This window comes from Mesorhizobium sp. BHscii (genome assembly GCF_053848065.1).
In genome coordinates, this window is the sequence record NZ_JBSPKW010000003.1 from 359,688 (window position 1) to 375,671 (window position 15,984).

Here is a 15,984-nt window from a genome sequence, read left to right on the forward strand (position 1 = left end):
GTCAGTCTCCGCCGCCCTGCTGCCATTTGCGGCGTTGCAAGCCGAAATAGCTGAACAGGATCGCCGCAAGCAGGAACGGGATCATGGCGACAGCGATGGCGGCGCCCTCGCCAAGCTGGCCTCCCGAAATGCCGCGCTGAAAGGACAATGTCGCCATCAGATGGGTGGCATTGACCGGTCCGCCGCGGGTCAGCACATAGATCAGCTGGAAATCGGTGAAGGTGAACAGCACAGAGAACGTCATGGTGATGGCGATGATCGGCGTCAGCAGCGGCAACGTCACAAAACGGAACAATTGCCAGCGGCTGGCGCCGTCGAGCGTGGCGGCCTCGTAAAGCGACTGGGGAATCGTCTGCAAGCCGGCCAGCAGCGTGATGGCGACGAACGGAATGCCGCGCCAGACATTGGCCGCGATTACCGAAGCGCGCGCGTTCTCCGGGTCGCCGAGGAAATTGATGCGATGGTCGATTAGGCCCATTTCCATAAGCGCCCAGGACAGGATGGAGAACTGCGAATCGTATATCCACCAGAAGGCGATGGCCGACAGCACCGTCGGCACCACCCACGGCAGCAGGACGATCGCGCGGAAGAACGATTTGAAGGGAAGGTTCTGATTGAGGATAAGCGCCAGCCAGAGGCCGAGCGCGAACTTCAGGATCGAGGCGCTTATTGTGTAGAGCAAGGTGTTGAATACGGAGAGCCAGAAGACGGCATCATCCGACAGATATTGGTAGTTTTCGATGCCTATGAAGATACCGGGGCGGCCGATGCGGGCATCCGTGAAGCCGAGCCAGATGCCGAGCCCCAACGGATAGGTGAGGAAGACCAGCAGCAGCGCTGCCGCCGGCAGCATGAAGCCGAAGCCAAGCGCGTTCCGGCTGTCGGCCAGGAGCGACAGGCTCCGCGACAGGATCGACGGACGCGGCTGAACGGCGGCGGACGACACGGCCATGGGACGGCTCCTCATAAGGTCTGCTGGCATGGTGGCCTGAGTGGCCGCCACACGATTTCAGGAACCAGACCGGGCAGCGCGGTCGCGGCTGCCCGGCTCGGCTGTGATCAAACGCGATAGTACCGGTTGGCGCGTTTCTCCGCCTCTTCCATCGCCTCCTGCGGCGTGGCCTGGCCCGTCACGGCCTTGGCGAACATGTCGACCAGGACATAATCGGCCATGGTCGCCGCCGAGGCGTAGCCGAGCGGCCCGGCATAGCCGTTGGGACGCAGCGTCGCCGAGGCCTTGGCGTAAGCGGCATTGTTCGGGTCGGCCGTCCATACCGGATTGTTGTCGAAGGCTTTGAGTGTCTGGCAGCAGTAGGCGGCCGAGGAGGTAATCCACTCCGCCATTTGCTGTTCCTCGAACATGAACTGCAGATAGGCCTTGGCTGCGTTGGGGTAGGGCGTGTAGTCGAAGATCACGGCCGTGGTCACCTGGAACAGCTCGACCGATTTCCCGACGGGACCGATCGGCAGGCTGGTCGTGCGCATGTCCTTGGCGATTTCAGCCAGTTTCGGATCATTGTCCTTGTTGGTTTTTGCCGTGTTATACACGGAAATGCCGTTGGCGATGACGCCCAGTTCGCCGGCCAGGAAGGCGCGGTTGTTGTTCACGTCGAGCCAGCTTTCGGTGCCGGGGATGAAGGTCTTGTAGAGTTCCTGCGCGTATTCGATCGCCTTGAGCGTCTCCGGGCTGTTGATGGTCACCTTTCCGCTCTCGTCGACCATCTGGCCGCCATGGCTCCAAAGCAGCCAGTGAGCATAGTTGTTGCCGTCGCCGACGCCATGGCCGTGCGTGAAGCCGGCCGGATGCCCCTTCGCCTGCAACGCCTTGCAAAGCTCGAGGAAGCCCGCCGTGTCCTTCGGAAATTCCGAGAAGCCAGCCTCCTTTACCCAGCTTTCCCGATAGACGATGGCATTGCCGATGGTGGCCAGAGGCAGGCCGAGGAATTTCCCCTCCCGCGTCGCATATTGCTTTGGCCCGTCGTACCAGCCGCCGTATTTCGTGCCGAGATACTCACCCAGTTCCGTCACGTCGTGCAACTTGTCAGGGTACTGGTGCGGGTCGTCGAACCAGACCAACATCAGATCTGGACCGGAGCCGACATTGGCGGCAACCGCCGCCTTGGGGCGAATGTCCTCCCAGCTTTCCTTGTCGACGCGGACCTCGACGCCTGTCGCCTCGGTGAACCGCTTGGTGTTGGCCAGCCATTGATCCTCATCGCCCTGCACGAAGGGCGACCAACGCAGCATCCGCAGCTTCGCGCCGTCCTCGGGCTTGTATGTCAACCCCTCCTGGGCAAAGGCGGGAGAGCCGACGAACCGGCTTCCCAAGGCTCCCGCCGCCACGCCGGCGGTGGTGCGGATCACGTCACGTCTGGTGAATTTCATGCTCGTCTCCTCCTGTTTATTTCCTCGCGGTGCTTCTTACTGCCGGGTCCGCATTTCGAAGCGCTGCCCGGTTTCGCCATGAAAGAGATGGATGAGGCCGGGCTCGGCCGTCAGCCGTACGGTCTCGCCCGGCGTGAAGGAATGGCGCTCCCGGAAATTGGCGACGATCTCTTCGCCGCCGGCCGTCCGGCCGATGAGCTGCACTTCCGACCCGGTCGGCTCGACCACCACGACGGTGACCGGAATGCCATCTTCGTCGGACAGCCGCAGATGCTCGGGTCGTATCCCCAGCACCACCTGTTCGCCGCTGCCGATCGAAGGTACTGCGGCCAGCGGCAGGGAAATCCCCCCGGAGCCGCGAAAAGACGATGAGCCGCCATCAGTTGCGATTTCGCCCCTCAGCATGTTCATGGCGGGCGAGCCGATGAAGCTGGCGACGAAGAGATTGTTCGGCCGGTCGTAGAGTTCCAATGGCGGCCCGATCTGCTCGACGAGGCCGTCATGCATGACCACGATCTTGTCGGCCATGGTCATGGCCTCGATCTGGTCATGGGTGACATAGACCGTCGTGGTCTTCAGGCGCTGATGCAGTTCCTTGATCTCGGCGCGCATCTGCACCCTGAGTTTGGCGTCAAGGTTGGACAGCGGCTCGTCGAACAGGAAGACCGCCGGATCGCGCACGATCGCCCGGCCCATGGCGACGCGCTGGCGCTGGCCGCCGGAAAGCTGCCGGGGATAGCGCTCCAGCAATGGCACCAGCCCCAGGATTTCGGCGGCGCGCTTAACGCTGGCAGCGCTTTCGGCTTTCGAAACACCCTTGAGCATGAGCGAGAACGCCATGTTCTCGGCGACGGTCATGTGCGGGTAGAGCGCGTAGTTCTGGAAGACCATGGCGACGTCGCGTTCTTTTGGCGCAACGTTGTTGACGACACGGTCGCCAATCGCGATCTGGCCGCGCGAAATCTTTTCCAGGCCAGCGATCATCCTGAGAAGGGTCGATTTTCCGCAGCCCGACGGCCCGACCAGCGTGACGAACTCGCCATCGTTTATATCGACGCTGACACCGTGGAGAATCTCGACGGTTCCGAATGATTTGTAGACATCGCCAATCGCGACAGACGCCATCGATTTCCTCCCGAATGCTTCCTGCGACGTCTTCGAAGGAAACCGCTTTCCTAACTGGCCGCGGCAGCTCCCAAAGTTCCTCCCTGGTCACGCGCGATGATGAAACGGTAGCGCTACCAGACTGCCCTGTAAAGCGGCTGCGTGGCAAGCACTCTTCTTCGTTGCTCCTGATCGTGTTTGTTCCCGGTGGGATTGAAATTCGCCACGTCTGGGATCCTAGCAGGAAAATGACTCGCCCAGCCCCAGCCCTTGAAAACGGAGGTGCGAGAAGTCATCAGTATACGACACCAGCCTAATCGGAAACTTCGGTTTGCGGCCGGTCCCGGCCGTCGGCGAGCTCGTCGTGCCATTTGCCGTCGGCGTCCTCGTACTGGATGCCGTCCGTGGTGCCGGCGACCTGCTGTTCGGCCGAAGCGATCTCAGCCGCGCGGAGCGCGTCCTCGTGGGTAGGGAACGTTTCCGAGAATGTCGAGCCGACCTTGTAGGCCCAGCCCCCGTCATGCTCGACGATCTTGTAGGTCAGCTTCGCCATGAAATCCTCCAGTGGGAAAAGCTCCGTCTGATCAATGCAGTTTGCCTTGGGGCAGTTTGCCTTCGGGCAGCCTGCCGTCGGACAATCTCTCCTCGGGAACCAGCACGTCCGATTCCTTCGCGGCTTCGACCAATGCGCGGCGCGCATCCGCCGTCGAACGATAACCCTCCAGCACTTTTAGGCAAGTGTCGAGAGCATCGCGATGCCGGGGACCACGATTGAGCGGCCAGACCGTCATCAGGCACTCCGCCGCTTCCTGGGTGCTGCGGATCTCACGGTATTTGCCGACATGGCCAAGTTCGACCACCACCGGCTTTTCAAAAGGCTTGTTATCCATCATCGCCGCCAACGCGGAGCGGCCGATTTGGTTGCACGTCCCTCCGCGTAAAGGTCTCAAGGGTCGCAATCATTGGGGTCGCAATCATTGGGGTCGCAATCATTGGCGTCGCGGTCATTGGGGCCGCAGCCATTGGAAATGACCGTTCAGCCCGCCGCCTTCATCCAGTGCTGCATCGTCGTCACCGAGCGGGCAAGCTGCGGCGCCGGGTGGATCGTCTCGCCGAATGTGGCCGCGGCGCGCCACGCCCAGCGCGGATCGGCGAGAAAGGCGCGGGCCAAAGCCACCATGTCGGCACGGCCCTGGGCGACGATCGCCTCGGCCTGCTTCGGATCGTCGATCAGGCCGACGGCCCGCGTCGGGATGTCGGCGCCCTTGCGCACGGCTTCCGCCAGATGCACCTGGTAGCCCCGACCCGTCGGTAGCTTCTGCAACGGCGAATTGCCGCCGCTCGAGCAGCAGAGATAGGCGACGCCCGCTGCCTTCAGCGCCTTGGCCACTTCGGTCGCGTCCTCGACATCGAAGCCGCCATCGACCCATTCCTTGACCGACAGACGCGCCCCGAGCATCAGCTTGGGCACTGCCTTCCTCACCGCCTTGGCGATCTCGACGACAAAACGCATGCGGTTTTCCAGCGAGCCGCCCCAGCGGTCGGTGCGCTGGTTGGAAAGCGGCGACAGGAACTGGAAGATCAGATAGCCGTGTGCCGCATGCAATTCGATGAAATCGAAGCCGGCCCGCTCGGCCCGCCTTGCCGCCTCGGCGAAGCGTTCGATGATGTGCAGTATCTCCTCATCCTCCAGCGCCCGCGGCACCTGCCAGCCCGTGTCGTAGGCGATTGCCGAGGCGGACACGATCGGCCAGGGATCCTGATCGGGACCGAGCGGCCCGCCGCCTTCCCAAGGCTTCCGGTTAGATGCTTTGCGGCCGGCATGGGCAAGCTGCGTGCCGAACTTGGTGCCGGGGGCGGCGACGCGCCTGGCGGCATCCAGCGCACGCCGGGCGGCTGCCTCATTATCGTTCGAATAAAGGCCGAGGCAGCCATGCGAGATGCGGCCGCGCCGCTCGACGTCGGTCATCTCGACGGTGACCATGCCGGCGCCGGACATCGCCAGGTTCATCCAGTGATACAGGTGCCAGTCGCTGGCGGAACCGTCATCGGCGGAATACTGGCACATCGGCGCGACCGCGATGCGGTTGGGAAAGGTGAGGCCGTCAAGCGTGATCGGCTGGAAAAGGGATGTGGTCATAAGAAAACTCCGGGGAGGGGGCTGTCGCTATTTAGGCAATGGATTGCGCCTGCGCCATACACGAGGCGGTGAAGCGCGCCCCTGGACCAATTGCTGTTGGGATTGCGCACGGGCCGGTTCGCAGCTAGCGCATGACCCCGAAAATCGATTCCGATTTCGGAATGGATCATGCGCAGATCAAAAGTGCTACAGCGTCCTTTGCGCGTCCAAGAGGACGCGCGGCGCTGTAGTCCTCACGCCGGCAGCACGGAGTTCACCATGGAAGACCGCATTCGTATCCGTTCGGAAGAAGTCCTTTCCGATGATTGGGCAGTCTTGAAAAAGACCGTTCTCGATTATCGCCGGCGCGACGGGAAATGGGAGACGCAGATCCGCCAGACCTACGATCGCGGCGACGGGGCGGTGATCCTGCCTTACGACCCCGAGCGCTCGACGGTTCTGCTCGTTCGGCAGTTCCGCTACGCGGCCTACGTCACCGGCCACCGCGAGCCGCTGATCGAGGCCTGCGCCGGCCTGCTCGATGAACACGATCCCGAAACCTGCATCCGCAAGGAGGCGGAAGAGGAGCTCGGGTACCACCTGAAGGACGTTGATCGGCTGTTTTCGCCCTTTATGAGCCCTGGCAGCGTGACCGAGCGGCTCTGGTTCTTCGTCGCGCGCTATTCGCCGACCGACCGCATCTCGGACGGCGGCGGCGCGCCGGAAGAAGGCGAAGACATAGAGGTTCTGGAGATGCCGCTCGATGAAGCTCTGGCCGGCATCGCCGACGGCCGCATCATCGACGCCAAGACGATCATCCTGATCCAGCATCTGAAGCTGAACCCGATCCGGGCTTGATCTGCCGGAACCTGGACGCGCCCGCTGGGTGGCGCCGGTGTTCCTGGTGCGGACGACGGGAATCGAACCCGTACGATCAGAGATCGAGGGATTTTAAGTCCCTTGCGTCTACCAATTCCGCCACGTCCGCGCCCTTTTCGTTTCAACTACTTAGGCGATTTCGTCAATCGGCGTTGTGCAGTCCGAAAATTGTGTTGTGCAAAACTGCGTTCCCCTTTTCATTCGCCGGAGCCCGTTTTTGCCATATTTTCTGGTCCATGCTCGCAGCGTCCAACCTCTTTCTCGACATGCCTGGTATAGTGCTCGCCCAAGCGCGTAGAGCGGCCCCCAGCGCGTCCGTGCCCGTCACGGCGTCATTGCCCATGCGCCGTATGGCGGCGGCATAGGTGACGCGCAGCCCGTCCAGTGTGCAGCCTTAATCTCCAATTGGGATTAGCTGCGCGGGGTTCCAATGGGGGAGGGAGGCATGGTTCGGATGATCGGTTGATTGCTGATCTCCGCATTCGCTGCCAGCCATTTTTGAAGGAACTCGACCTCGGCCTTGTTGATGGTTCCATCCGCGGCCAGGCCGCGTGCGAGCCCTCATTGCGTTTGTGGAAGCTTAGGCGCTCAAAGCACTACGCACGCGCGTCAGTCTTGCTTCCGCTTCCACAAATCCGAAGTCGATGCGTATGCGAACGATGCTGACCAAGCGATCAGGACGAGTCCGTTGAGACCTTCCAAGGCAGCAACGATCCGCATCGGCCCAGTGGCATAGACTTCGCCAAAGCCGATGGTCGTGTAACAGGTGATCGAGAAATAGAAGAAATCCGCTGCGCTCCCGGAAAACAAGCCTGCGAGAGCTCCAAGGTCTCGATGCTGGTGCATCCAGGCATAGGCGACCGCGAAAAGACAGATCCCCACCACGTGAGCAATGATCGCTGCGATGACCAAGAGCAGCAGATCAACCCGCATCGGAAGTGAAAAACGACGCCTCATCGCTCCGGCGATATTCAGCACCTCATAGTGCATCAGAACCGTTACCAGTGCGAGACCTGCAGATATGGCGAACGCGATGACCAATTGCGGTACCTTCAAGTAGGCTTCAGATGCTCAACGCCTATCACCGCGCGAGCGGTTCGAACAGCTTGTCGCGATGTACGAGCCCGATGCTGCCCGCCGCCTTCATCGAGGCTATCGACGACATCCGCTCCAACATCGTCCTGCGGCGCCTTGTGGAGCGTCTGGAGCGCGGTGAGATCAACGGTGCCATCCATGAGCTCGTGGCCCTGACGCCACGCGATGCGATCGCCGCCGACGCGAATGGTGAGGGCGAACGCGAGGCCCCGTGGTGCCATCGCCGCCGGGTCGTCGGCAAATCCGTCGGAACCGAACCGCTCCCCAGAGCTTTCGTAATCAGGGGCAGCGTCAAAGAGGAGACTGTTATGGATCGGCAGGAAAATAGTGTTTTGGAGGCTGGCTGGCTTTTGGCGGTCCCGCTTTCTATCGGGTTTACCGTTTTGATTGCAGGCTTAGTGCTGGGCTAGTGTGCTATGAGAACCGGAACTCGACCGCTCGCCCCTGGGCCGTCCATGATTGCCGGGCGTCAACGGAACCAAAATCGCGCAATAGCTGCGGCACAAGAGCAAGGCGGACGTCACCGTCGCGCTTTTCGCCAGCCCGCTGATCGCGCTTCTGCCTCGCTGCAGAATCAGCGCTCCCCCTTGCCGGTCGAGGTTACGGTTCGGTCATAACGGCGCGGGCGAGAAAGGCGCCGCTAAGCGTCCGTTTCCAGCCGATCGTGCGCCGGCTTGTCGCGCCAGATCACTTGCCTGAGATCCGGCATATCGACCGGCTGCCCACAGATCGTGCAGATGTAAAAATCGTCGCCTTCGTTCTTGCGCGGATCGCCAAACACCTGCGTGGCAGAAAGACCTTCGGCATGCCTCGCTGCAGGACTTTCGCGAGGAAAAATGATCACCACGCAATGGAACTTTGCGCAGGCACAGTGGTTTAAGGCCAGTCGGAGAAATCCGGCATGTTTCGAGGAGCCGAGCCTGTCCCGGACTCCCCCTCGCCGGGGCAGGCTCGTTACCCAACCGTTACCGGGTGCCTCAAGGCTAGAGCGTTTTTTCCGGCCCGCATCATGGCACGCGCGACCCGCCTTGGATGCGGATCGTGGGCGCGAAATCCGTGCCCAAGTCAACAGCATAGCTGCCGTTACCGGGCCGGCGGCAACCGTTCCCAGCGAGGGAATCAAACACTGAGGTTCAAACAAGATCGTTTCCACCTGGAACAATTTCGTAGTGGCTGAGTTTCGCACTAAAGCTACTGGAATTCCGAACATGGCGGAGTTTGACACAGAACGAGGGAAGTCTGTTGCCGAAGCCGTTCGGCAACTGATCCGTTCCGAAGATAATCGCCGGTATTTACACGACGCGCTGGATCTTGCCGTCGACCTGCGACTTCCCAGCCCCCTTGCCTCATTGCTTGAGGCGCTTGATCAGGCCGGGCGGGATCCATTTCCGCATTGCCGAAGCCCGAACGAGCGATGATCGAGTAAAACGCGCCAGGTCTTCCCCTCTACCCTCATGGCTCACTACTCCCCCATGACTCAACGCTACGACATTGAGAAGACACCTGAAGGCACGTGGGACATCATCGATGTGTTCACAGGGCTGCCGGTTGTCGAGGTGGGTGTCCCCTTGATCGACATGCCGATCGAAGAGGCCGACGATCTGGTCGAACTTCTTAACTGCCGCGACAGGGAACAGCGGGAGAACACTTAACGGCGGCTTTCCAGGCCGAGGTCCGCCACGAAAGCGCGTCCCCCGTTCGGAGGATGCGTTCGGGCGTTCTGCATTGGTAGGCTCCAATTGGTGAGTGATTCAGCGTTGAAATTTGACGCTGTCCTCTACGAACCAATGGAGAGATTGTCATGCTCAAGCTCGCCTCTGCTCTGGCGCTGCTGCTTGTTGGGACAGCGCCTCTGTTTGCCGATGATATGCCAGTGAACGCGGACAGTATCAAATGGGGCCCTGCTCCTGCTGTCATTCCCGCTGGCGCGGACATAGCTGTTATCGCTGGAGATCCCTCAAAGGATGGGCCTTATGTGCTGCGACTGAAGACGCCCGCCGGCTACAAAATTGCCGCACATAGTCATCCCACCGCGGAATATATAACGGTGCTTTCCGGCAACTTTCATATCGGAATGGGCGACAAGTTCGACGAGGCGAAAGGCATCGAACTGACTGCTGGCGGCTTCGGAGTTGCGCCGGCCGGAATGAATCACTTCGCCTGGATGACAAGCGAAACGATTATTCAGGTTCATGGCGACGGACCGTTCACGATCAACTACGTCAATCCGGCGGACGATCCGAGCAAAAAATGACGGTGCGGGGACAAATTGATTGAACCGCCTGCAGGCTCGAATGGTGGAGGTCGAGACCCTCTGAGCGGCCGGATCAGGCACTTCCAGTTCTGATCTGAGTCTTCGAGTGGTGTCTGCGGTTTCCCGAACGTCGATTCAGAAAGATTCGCTAACGGGAGCCAATCTGATTTGCCGCAAACCGAATCGTATTCCGGTTGGGCACTTTGCCGTGGACGGCGCCGAAACAAAAAACCCGCCTCCGCGGCGGGTCGTTGGCGCAAATCAGCGCCATGGCGAAATCTATAAATGCCGTCACAAAGCAACGAATCGCGAGCTCGCATCAGACGCGAAAATCACCGTCGATATTAAGGCCGAGGAGCCCTCAGGCAATCCGCCGATCTCGCTGGTCAAAACGCCATCGGCTTGGCACAGTCGGGAAAACAGGAGTCTCTTCATGGCGAAGACCGCAACGAAACCAAAACCCTGGGCCGAGGCGGCCACGCATCTGGTCGACGTCGCCATGGGCAGGAGGCCCGCCGATCTCGTCATCCGCAACGGGCGCTGGGTCAACGTTCACTCCGGCGAGATCATCGCCGGCACCGACATTGCCATTGCCGGCGGCCGCTTCGCCTATTGCGGACCGAATGCCGGCCACGCCATCGGGCAGGGCACCAAGGTGGTCGACGCCGGCGGACGCTATCTGGTGCCGGGTCTCTGCGACGCGCATATGCATGTCGAGAGCGGCATGGTGACGGTGACGGAGTTCTGCCGCGCGGTCATCCCGCATGGCACCACCTCGATGTTCATCGATCCGCACGAGATCGCCAATGTGCTCGGCCTGCCGGGTGTGCGGCTGATGCATGACGAGGCCGTCGCCATGCCGATCAACGTGTTAGTGCAGATGCCGTCCTGCGTGCCCTCCGCACCTGGGCTGGAGCATGCCGGCGCCGAGCTGACGGTCGCCGATGTCGCCGAGGCTATGGCGTGGGAAAACATCATCGGGCTTGGCGAGGTGATGAATTTTCCCGGTGTTGCGGCCAACGATCCGGTGATGTCGGGCGAGATCGCCGCGACGGTGAGGGCGGGCAAGACGGTTGGCGGCCATTACGCCTCGCGCGATCTCGGCCTGCCGTTCCATGGCTATGTCGCCGGCGGCCCCGAGGACGACCACGAAGGCACGCGCGCCGAGGACGCCATCGCCCGCGTCCGCCAGGGCATGAAGGCGATGCTGAGGCTGGGTTCGGCCTGGTACGACGTCGCCTCGCAGATCAAAGCGGTGACGGAGAGCGGGCTCGATCCGCGCAATTTCATCCTGTGCACCGACGACAGCCATTCCGGCACGCTTGTCCATGAAGGCCATATGGACCGGGTGGTCCGGCACGCCATCAGCCAGGGGTTGAAGCCGGTGACGGCGATCCAGATGGCGACGCTCAACACTGCCCAGCATTTCAGGCTGGAGCGAGAGCTGGGTTCGATCGCCCCGGGGCGACTCGCCGATCTGCTGATCGTCTCCGATCTGGCCGCAATGACTATCGACGAGGTGTATGGCCGCGGCGTCAGGCTGGCCAAGGGCGGCAAGCTCGACATCGACATTCCGGCCTATGACTATCCGAAGACGTCGAAGAACACCGTCAAGCTCGGCAGGAAGCTCAAGTCAGGGGATTTCGACATCGTGGCGCCTATCGGCGCCAACGAGGTGCGGGTGCGGGTCATCGGCGTGATCGAGAACCAGGCGCCGACGCGCGCGCTCGAGGCCGATCTTCCGGTGGAGGACGGTCTGGTCGCCATGGACCGTCGCAACGACGTCTGCCAGATCGCGCTGGTCGAACGCCACAAGGGCACGGGCGGCGTCACCAATGCCTTCGTCTCCGGCTTCGGCTATATGGGCGACTGCGCCATAGCCTCCAGCGTGGCGCATGATGCGCACCACATCATCGTCGTCGGCACCCGCAAGCAGGACATGGCACTGGCGGTCAACCGGCTGGGCGAGGTCGGTGGCGGCGTCGTGCTGTTCTCCAAGGGCAAGGAACTGGCGCTGGTCGAGATGCCGATCGCGGGGCTGATGTCGAACGAGCGCGCCGAAATCGTCGCGGCCAAGGCCGACAAGCTGACCGAGGCGATGCGCCAGATGGGCTGTTCGCTGAACAACGCCTACATGCAGCACTCGCTGCTGGCGCTGGTCGTCATCCCGGAACTGAGGATTTCCGACGTCGGCCTGATCGACGTGACGACGTTCCAAAAGGTCGACCTGTTCGTCTGACAACGACCAAGGGCGAGCCCAAATTGCTCATCCGCCGGTGGCGATGGTCAGCACCCTGAATGGCGTGGTGATGACGATCTCGGCAACCGAGCCGACGGCCTTGCCGATGCCCTGGCCGAGATTGTCGATCGGCTGCGCCGGATTGTCTTCCTCCGATGCCAGGCCGGCCGGGGCGCGCAGCCGGTCGCCGAGCAACTGCACCAGGAAAGGGTTGTCGGCGAATTTGGCGTGGTTCAAACGGTCGCCGCCCTTGGTCTTGGTCAGGTCGATCACCGACACGCCGTAGCTGGCGAGGTCGGCCGCGTCGCCATAGTCGCCGACGCGCGGCTTGTCGCCGGAGATCAGGGAGGAGACTCTGAGGGCGCGATCGTCGCCCGAAAGCAGGATGGCGAAAGGCTTGTCGGGCTTGCCGTAGCGGATCATCTGCTTCTTGAACACATCGACATCGATGTCGGGCGAAGCCAGGATGACGTAGCCGAGCTTGCCGCTGAGATCGCGGTCGCCGGTGATGGCAAGCTGGCGCAACGCCTCCATTGTCACCCAGGTGCCCATCGAATGGGCGATAATGTCGATGCTCTTGGCCTTCGTCTTGGCCAGCATGCGCAGCGTCTCTTCGAGATCGTCGCGCGCAGCGTTGGCGCTTTCCTTGTCGTAGATATAGCCTGTGGTTTTGCCGCTCGACGCCCATGAGAACAGCACCGGCGTGCCGGGATATTTCGTGTCGTGCGCGATCTGCGTCAGCCGGTAGATGCCGTCGTCGAAACCGTTGTTGAAGCCGTGCACGAAGACCAGCGCGCGGTCGCCGCGCATGGCGATGTCGGCGCCGACCGCCTTGGCGAATTCTGGGGCGCCTTCGTAGAATTCGACCTCCGTTGCCGTGAAATCCTTCGCCGGATTGCTGTTGGCGGAGCTCCTGACCCGCTCGATGGCGCCGACCTGATGGACCTTCGGAACGGTGACCTCGACACTGGCAAAACTGGTGGTCGGTGAACGGTCACCGTCGAACACCTGCCGCGGATCTTTCGTTGCCTTTTTCCGGGTGGTGGCGACGAATATCTCATGCGTGGCTGCGATGTCGGAGGCAAGCACTGTGACAGCCGTCGTGTTGAGAAGGTCGTGTGTTTTCCCACCGGCGCAGCCGGAAACGGCGAGCGCAAACGCTACGACGAGAAAAATCTTCGAACGCACGGTCACGCAGGCTCCCGCAAGGGGGACGTCAAGCTGGTGACGTCGCTCGCTATTTCGATAAATCCAAGGGCCGGCCCGGTCCAGTTGAAAGTGATCCGATGGTGCCGCATCCGTGAACACGCACGACGAAAGTAACAGGGCGTGGAACGCACCTCACTGTCCGAGCAGGCTGATGCGGTCGGTTACCTCGCGGTCGCTGGCAAATCCGTCATCCTCGCGCAGCCGCTGGCCGATCATCTTCACCAGCTCGGGGTTGTCGGCAAATTTGGTGTGGTTGAAACGGTCCGATCCCTTGACGCTGGAGAGATCGACAACGTTCACGCCATAGTCGGCGAGGTCGGCGGCGTCCTTGTAGTCGCCGACGCGCGGCCGCGAGCCGGCGATCAGGCCGGAGAGCCGCAGCGCCCGGTCGTCGTCGGACAGGAGCAGGATGAATGGCTTGTTCGGCTTGCCGTAGCGGCGCATCTGGCTCTTGAACACGTCGACATCGATGTCGGGCGAGGCCAGCACGACGTCGCCGAGCTTGCCGCCGAGATCGCGGTCGCCGTTGATGGCGAGCTGGCGCAGCGCTTCCATGGTAACCCAGGTTCCCAGCGAATGCGCGACGATGTCGATGCGCCGCGCGCCGGTCTGCGCGAGCATCCTCAGCGTCACTTCCAGCTGGTCGCGGGCAGCACTGGCGCTTTCCCTGTCGTAGACATAGTCCCTGGTCTTGGCGCCCGACGCCCAGGAAAACAGCACCGGCGTGCCCGGGTAGCCGGAATCATGGGCGATCTGGGTGACGCGGTAGACGGCGGCGTCGAAACCGGTGTTGTAGCCGTGGACGAAGACCATGACGCGGCCGCCGCGCGCGGCGATGTCAGTGCTGAGCGCGCTGGAGAATTTCGGCGCGGTGTCGTAGCCGACGACGTCGGAGGCCATGAAGTATTTGGCCGGGTCGTTCGACTTGCCGCGCGAACGCCGCTCGATCCGACCGGTTTCGTGGGTCCCCGGCACGGTGACGTTGGCGCGGGCATAGTTCAGCGTGGCCGAGCGCTCACCGTCAAATACCTTGCTGGGATCGTCGGAGCGCTTGCGCGTCGTGGCGATGAAGATGCTGTGGTTGCCGGCGATTTCCGTCACCGGCGCGGACACCATGGCGCTGCCGAGCAGTTCCTCGGTTTGCCGGCCGCCACAGCCGGCAACGAGCAAGGTAAGGACAAGGATACAAATCTTCTTCAACTCTAGAATTCCACTCCGGCCGAAAGGCTATCCAACCTCCGCGAACCCCTCCCGGACAGTCGAAGTGCGGCAGAAGTAAGTCATATCCAGCCGAATTGCGCTCAGCGCCTAGCGACAGTCAAAGCACTGTTGCACGAAAGCCAGAACGATTGCCCTGATCAAACACGTACGGCGTGTGCTAGCTTCGTGACCGACAATCGCACGCGAAGACCACAGACGATTCGGGGTGACTTTTCCGATGACCAGTTTCTCCTCCCGCGTCGCTGCCGCTGCCGCCGCGATCCGCGAGATTTTTCCGGAAACGCCGCTGCAGGAAAACGGTTACCTGTCGAAGAAGACCGGGGCGCGCGTGCTGCTGAAGCGCGAGGACCTGTCGCCGGTGCGCTCCTACAAGATCAGGGGCGCGTTCAATTTCTTCCGCAAGGCGCTCGACGCCGGCAACGACGCCGAACTGTTCGTCTGCGCTTCCGCCGGCAACCATGCCCAGGGCTTTGCCTTCGTCTGCCGTCATTTCGGCAGACAAGGTGTGGTGTTCATGCCGGTGACGACGCCACAGCAGAAAATCGATAAGACGCGGCTGTTCGGCGGCGAATTCGTCGAGATCAGGCTGGTCGGCGACTTTTTCGACGACTGCTACCGCGCCGCCTTCGAATTCACCGAAAGCGCCGGCGCGCACATGGTGCCGCCGTTCGACCACAAGGACATCATCGAGGGGCAGGCGACCGTCGCCTACGAGATATCGGGCCAGATGCCGGGCGCGCGGATGCCCGACATCATCATGCTTCCGGTCGGCGGCGGCGGTCTGGCTGCGGGTGTGACGCATTATTTCGCCGACCAGCGCCGCGACACGCGCTTCGTCTTCTGCGAGCCGGCCGGCGCGCCAAGCCTCAGCGAGAGCCTCGCCACCGGCAAGCGCATCAAGCTTGCCAGGGTCGACAATTTCGTCGACGGCGCGGCGGTGGCCGAGATCGGCCGCGAACCGTTGCGGCACCTCAGGGAGTTTGCCGCTGAGGCCGTGCGGCTGATCCCGGAAAACCGGCTCTGCGCGACCATGATCGAGATGCTGAATATCGAAGGCGTAGTGCTGGAGCCGGCCGGCGCATTGGCGATCGACGCGCTCAAGGATTTTTCGAAGAAGGAAATCAGGGGCAAGACCATCGTCGCGGTGGTGTCGGGCGGCAATTTCGATTTCGAGCGGCTGCCGGATGTGAAGGAAAGGGCGCTGCGTTTCGAGGGGCTGAAGAAGTACTTCATCATCCGCTTTCCGCAGCGGCCGGGCGCGCTCCGCGACTTTCTCGAATTGCTTGGGCCTGACGACGACATTGCCCGCTTCGAATATTTGAAGAAGTCGGCGCGCAATTTCGGTTCGGTGCTGATCGGCATCGAAACGAAGGATCGCCGCAATTTCGAGCTGCTCAACGCGAATTTCGAGGCCGAGGGCGTTCAGTATCAGGACATCACCGACAACGAGACGCTCGCCGGGTTCATCATATGAGCGCC

General features: G+C 61.9%; 17 protein-coding genes and 1 tRNA gene. 7 read left to right on the forward strand and 11 right to left on the reverse strand.

All coding sequences use genetic code 11. The features are described from left to right. Position 1 precedes the first annotated feature (1 nt). From ACWTU7_RS06950 to ACWTU7_RS06975, 6 genes are all read right to left on the reverse strand, one after another. Positions 2-853: a carbohydrate ABC transporter permease gene (locus tag ACWTU7_RS06950; RefSeq protein WP_370463494.1), complete on the reverse strand. Its 852-nt coding sequence runs from the start codon at positions 851-853 to the stop codon at positions 2-4. A gap of 206 nt (positions 854-1,059) precedes the next feature. Further along, positions 1,060-2,385 carry an ABC transporter substrate-binding protein gene (locus ACWTU7_RS06955; protein ID WP_455838244.1) on the reverse strand — a complete coding sequence of 442 codons (1,326 nt, stop codon included), beginning with the start codon at positions 2,383-2,385 and terminating at the stop codon, positions 1,060-1,062. 36 nt (positions 2,386-2,421) lie between these two features. Then, on the reverse strand, positions 2,422-3,510 hold the full coding sequence (locus tag ACWTU7_RS06960; protein WP_455838245.1) for an ABC transporter ATP-binding protein: 1,089 nt from the start codon (positions 3,508-3,510) through the stop codon (positions 2,422-2,424). 292 nt (positions 3,511-3,802) lie between these two features. Next, positions 3,803-4,042, reverse strand: coding sequence for a DUF2188 domain-containing protein (locus ACWTU7_RS06965; protein ID WP_065008174.1), 240 nt, complete (start codon positions 4,040-4,042; stop codon positions 3,803-3,805). A 31-nt stretch (positions 4,043-4,073) separates the two neighbouring features. Next, a complete protein-coding gene (locus ACWTU7_RS06970; protein WP_455838308.1) occupies positions 4,074-4,382 on the reverse strand; it encodes a DUF982 domain-containing protein in 309 nt (102 codons plus the stop codon). A gap of 143 nt (positions 4,383-4,525) precedes the next feature. Then, positions 4,526-5,629, reverse strand: a complete 1,104-nt coding sequence (locus ACWTU7_RS06975) for an NADH:flavin oxidoreductase/NADH oxidase (RefSeq protein WP_455838246.1) — start codon at positions 5,627-5,629, stop codon at positions 4,526-4,528. 258 nt (positions 5,630-5,887) lie between these two features. Here ACWTU7_RS06975 and ACWTU7_RS06980 point away from each other — a divergent pair, with 258 nt between their 5' ends. Next, the gene (locus tag ACWTU7_RS06980; RefSeq protein ID WP_065008177.1) at positions 5,888-6,466 is read left to right on the forward strand and encodes an NUDIX domain-containing protein; all 579 of its coding nucleotides are present in this window, start codon (positions 5,888-5,890) and stop codon (positions 6,464-6,466) included. 44 nt (positions 6,467-6,510) lie between these two features. Here ACWTU7_RS06980 and ACWTU7_RS06985 read toward each other — a convergent pair. Together ACWTU7_RS06985 and ACWTU7_RS06990 are read right to left on the reverse strand one after the other, a co-directional pair. Next, positions 6,511-6,596: transfer RNA gene (locus ACWTU7_RS06985), tRNA-Leu, on the reverse strand. A 500-nt stretch (positions 6,597-7,096) separates the two neighbouring features. Then, positions 7,097-7,528: an ion channel gene (locus ACWTU7_RS06990; RefSeq protein WP_455838247.1), complete on the reverse strand. Its 432-nt coding sequence runs from the start codon at positions 7,526-7,528 to the stop codon at positions 7,097-7,099. Positions 7,529-7,554: 26 nt separating this feature from the next. Between ACWTU7_RS06990 and ACWTU7_RS06995 the strand changes: the two genes are divergently transcribed. Next, on the forward strand, positions 7,555-7,992 hold the full coding sequence (locus ACWTU7_RS06995; protein ID WP_455838248.1) for a hypothetical protein: 438 nt from the start codon (positions 7,555-7,557) through the stop codon (positions 7,990-7,992). A 230-nt stretch (positions 7,993-8,222) separates the two neighbouring features. Here the strand turns inward: ACWTU7_RS06995 and ACWTU7_RS07000 are convergent, their stop codons facing one another. Further along, positions 8,223-8,723 carry a hypothetical protein gene (locus tag ACWTU7_RS07000; RefSeq protein WP_455838249.1) on the reverse strand — a complete coding sequence of 167 codons (501 nt, stop codon included), beginning with the start codon at positions 8,721-8,723 and terminating at the stop codon, positions 8,223-8,225. A 67-nt stretch (positions 8,724-8,790) separates the two neighbouring features. Here ACWTU7_RS07000 and ACWTU7_RS07005 point away from each other — a divergent pair, with 67 nt between their 5' ends. From ACWTU7_RS07005 to ade, 4 genes are all read left to right on the forward strand, one after another. Next, entirely contained in the window at positions 8,791-9,000 is a 210-nt protein-coding gene (locus ACWTU7_RS07005) for a hypothetical protein (protein ID WP_455838250.1), read from the forward strand. A gap of 54 nt (positions 9,001-9,054) precedes the next feature. Next, complete coding sequence (locus ACWTU7_RS07010; RefSeq protein WP_455838251.1) at positions 9,055-9,234, forward strand: hypothetical protein; 180 nt, start codon at positions 9,055-9,057, stop codon at positions 9,232-9,234. Between the two features lie 149 nt (positions 9,235-9,383). Then, positions 9,384-9,836 carry a cupin domain-containing protein gene (locus tag ACWTU7_RS07015; protein ID WP_455838252.1) on the forward strand — a complete coding sequence of 151 codons (453 nt, stop codon included), beginning with the start codon at positions 9,384-9,386 and terminating at the stop codon, positions 9,834-9,836. A 433-nt stretch (positions 9,837-10,269) separates the two neighbouring features. Further along, entirely contained in the window at positions 10,270-12,075 is a 1,806-nt protein-coding gene (gene ade / locus ACWTU7_RS07020) for an adenine deaminase (protein WP_455838253.1), read from the forward strand. A 27-nt stretch (positions 12,076-12,102) separates the two neighbouring features. Here ade and ACWTU7_RS07025 read toward each other — a convergent pair whose 3' ends face one another. Together ACWTU7_RS07025 and ACWTU7_RS07030 are read right to left on the reverse strand one after the other, a co-directional pair. Next, on the reverse strand, positions 12,103-13,269 hold the full coding sequence (locus ACWTU7_RS07025) for an alpha/beta hydrolase (RefSeq protein WP_455838254.1): 1,167 nt from the start codon (positions 13,267-13,269) through the stop codon (positions 12,103-12,105). A gap of 147 nt (positions 13,270-13,416) precedes the next feature. After that, entirely contained in the window at positions 13,417-14,493 is a 1,077-nt protein-coding gene (locus tag ACWTU7_RS07030) for an alpha/beta hydrolase (RefSeq protein WP_455838309.1), read from the reverse strand. A 229-nt stretch (positions 14,494-14,722) separates the two neighbouring features. On the opposite strand from ACWTU7_RS07030, the gene ilvA reads away from it, so the two are divergent. Further along, positions 14,723-15,979: a threonine ammonia-lyase IlvA gene (ilvA, locus tag ACWTU7_RS07035; RefSeq protein ID WP_455838255.1), complete on the forward strand. Its 1,257-nt coding sequence runs from the start codon at positions 14,723-14,725 to the stop codon at positions 15,977-15,979. Positions 15,980-15,984: the final 5 nt, after the last annotated feature.

Bases quoted from the DNA above. Each gene is read 5' to 3' on its own strand.
- ACWTU7_RS06970 (WP_455838308.1), bottom strand. From the start codon at position 4,382: ATGATGGATAACAAGCCTTTTGAAAAGCCGGTGGTGGTCGAACTTGGC.
- ACWTU7_RS06960 (WP_455838245.1), bottom strand. From the start codon at position 3,510: ATGGCGTCTGTCGCGATTGGCGATGTCTACAAATCATTCGGAACCGTC.
- ACWTU7_RS07015 (WP_455838252.1), top strand. From the start codon at position 9,384: ATGCTCAAGCTCGCCTCTGCTCTGGCGCTGCTGCTTGTTGGGACAGCG.
- ACWTU7_RS06980 (WP_065008177.1), top strand. From the start codon at position 5,888: ATGGAAGACCGCATTCGTATCCGTTCGGAAGAAGTCCTTTCCGATGAT.
- ACWTU7_RS06950 (WP_370463494.1), bottom strand. From the start codon at position 853: ATGCTGCCGGCGGCAGCGCTGCTGCTGGTCTTCCTCACCTATCCGTTG.
- ACWTU7_RS06965 (WP_065008174.1), bottom strand. From the start codon at position 4,042: ATGGCGAAGCTGACCTACAAGATCGTCGAGCATGACGGGGGCTGGGCC.
- ACWTU7_RS06995 (WP_455838248.1), top strand. From the start codon at position 7,555: ATGCTCAACGCCTATCACCGCGCGAGCGGTTCGAACAGCTTGTCGCGA.
- ACWTU7_RS06975 (WP_455838246.1), bottom strand. From the start codon at position 5,629: ATGACCACATCCCTTTTCCAGCCGATCACGCTTGACGGCCTCACCTTT.
- ACWTU7_RS07010 (WP_455838251.1), top strand. From the start codon at position 9,055: ATGACTCAACGCTACGACATTGAGAAGACACCTGAAGGCACGTGGGAC.
- ilvA (WP_455838255.1), top strand. From the start codon at position 14,723: ATGACCAGTTTCTCCTCCCGCGTCGCTGCCGCTGCCGCCGCGATCCGC.
- ACWTU7_RS06955 (WP_455838244.1), bottom strand. From the start codon at position 2,385: ATGAAATTCACCAGACGTGACGTGATCCGCACCACCGCCGGCGTGGCG.
- ade (WP_455838253.1), top strand. From the start codon at position 10,270: ATGGCGAAGACCGCAACGAAACCAAAACCCTGGGCCGAGGCGGCCACG.
- ACWTU7_RS07005 (WP_455838250.1), top strand. From the start codon at position 8,791: ATGGCGGAGTTTGACACAGAACGAGGGAAGTCTGTTGCCGAAGCCGTT.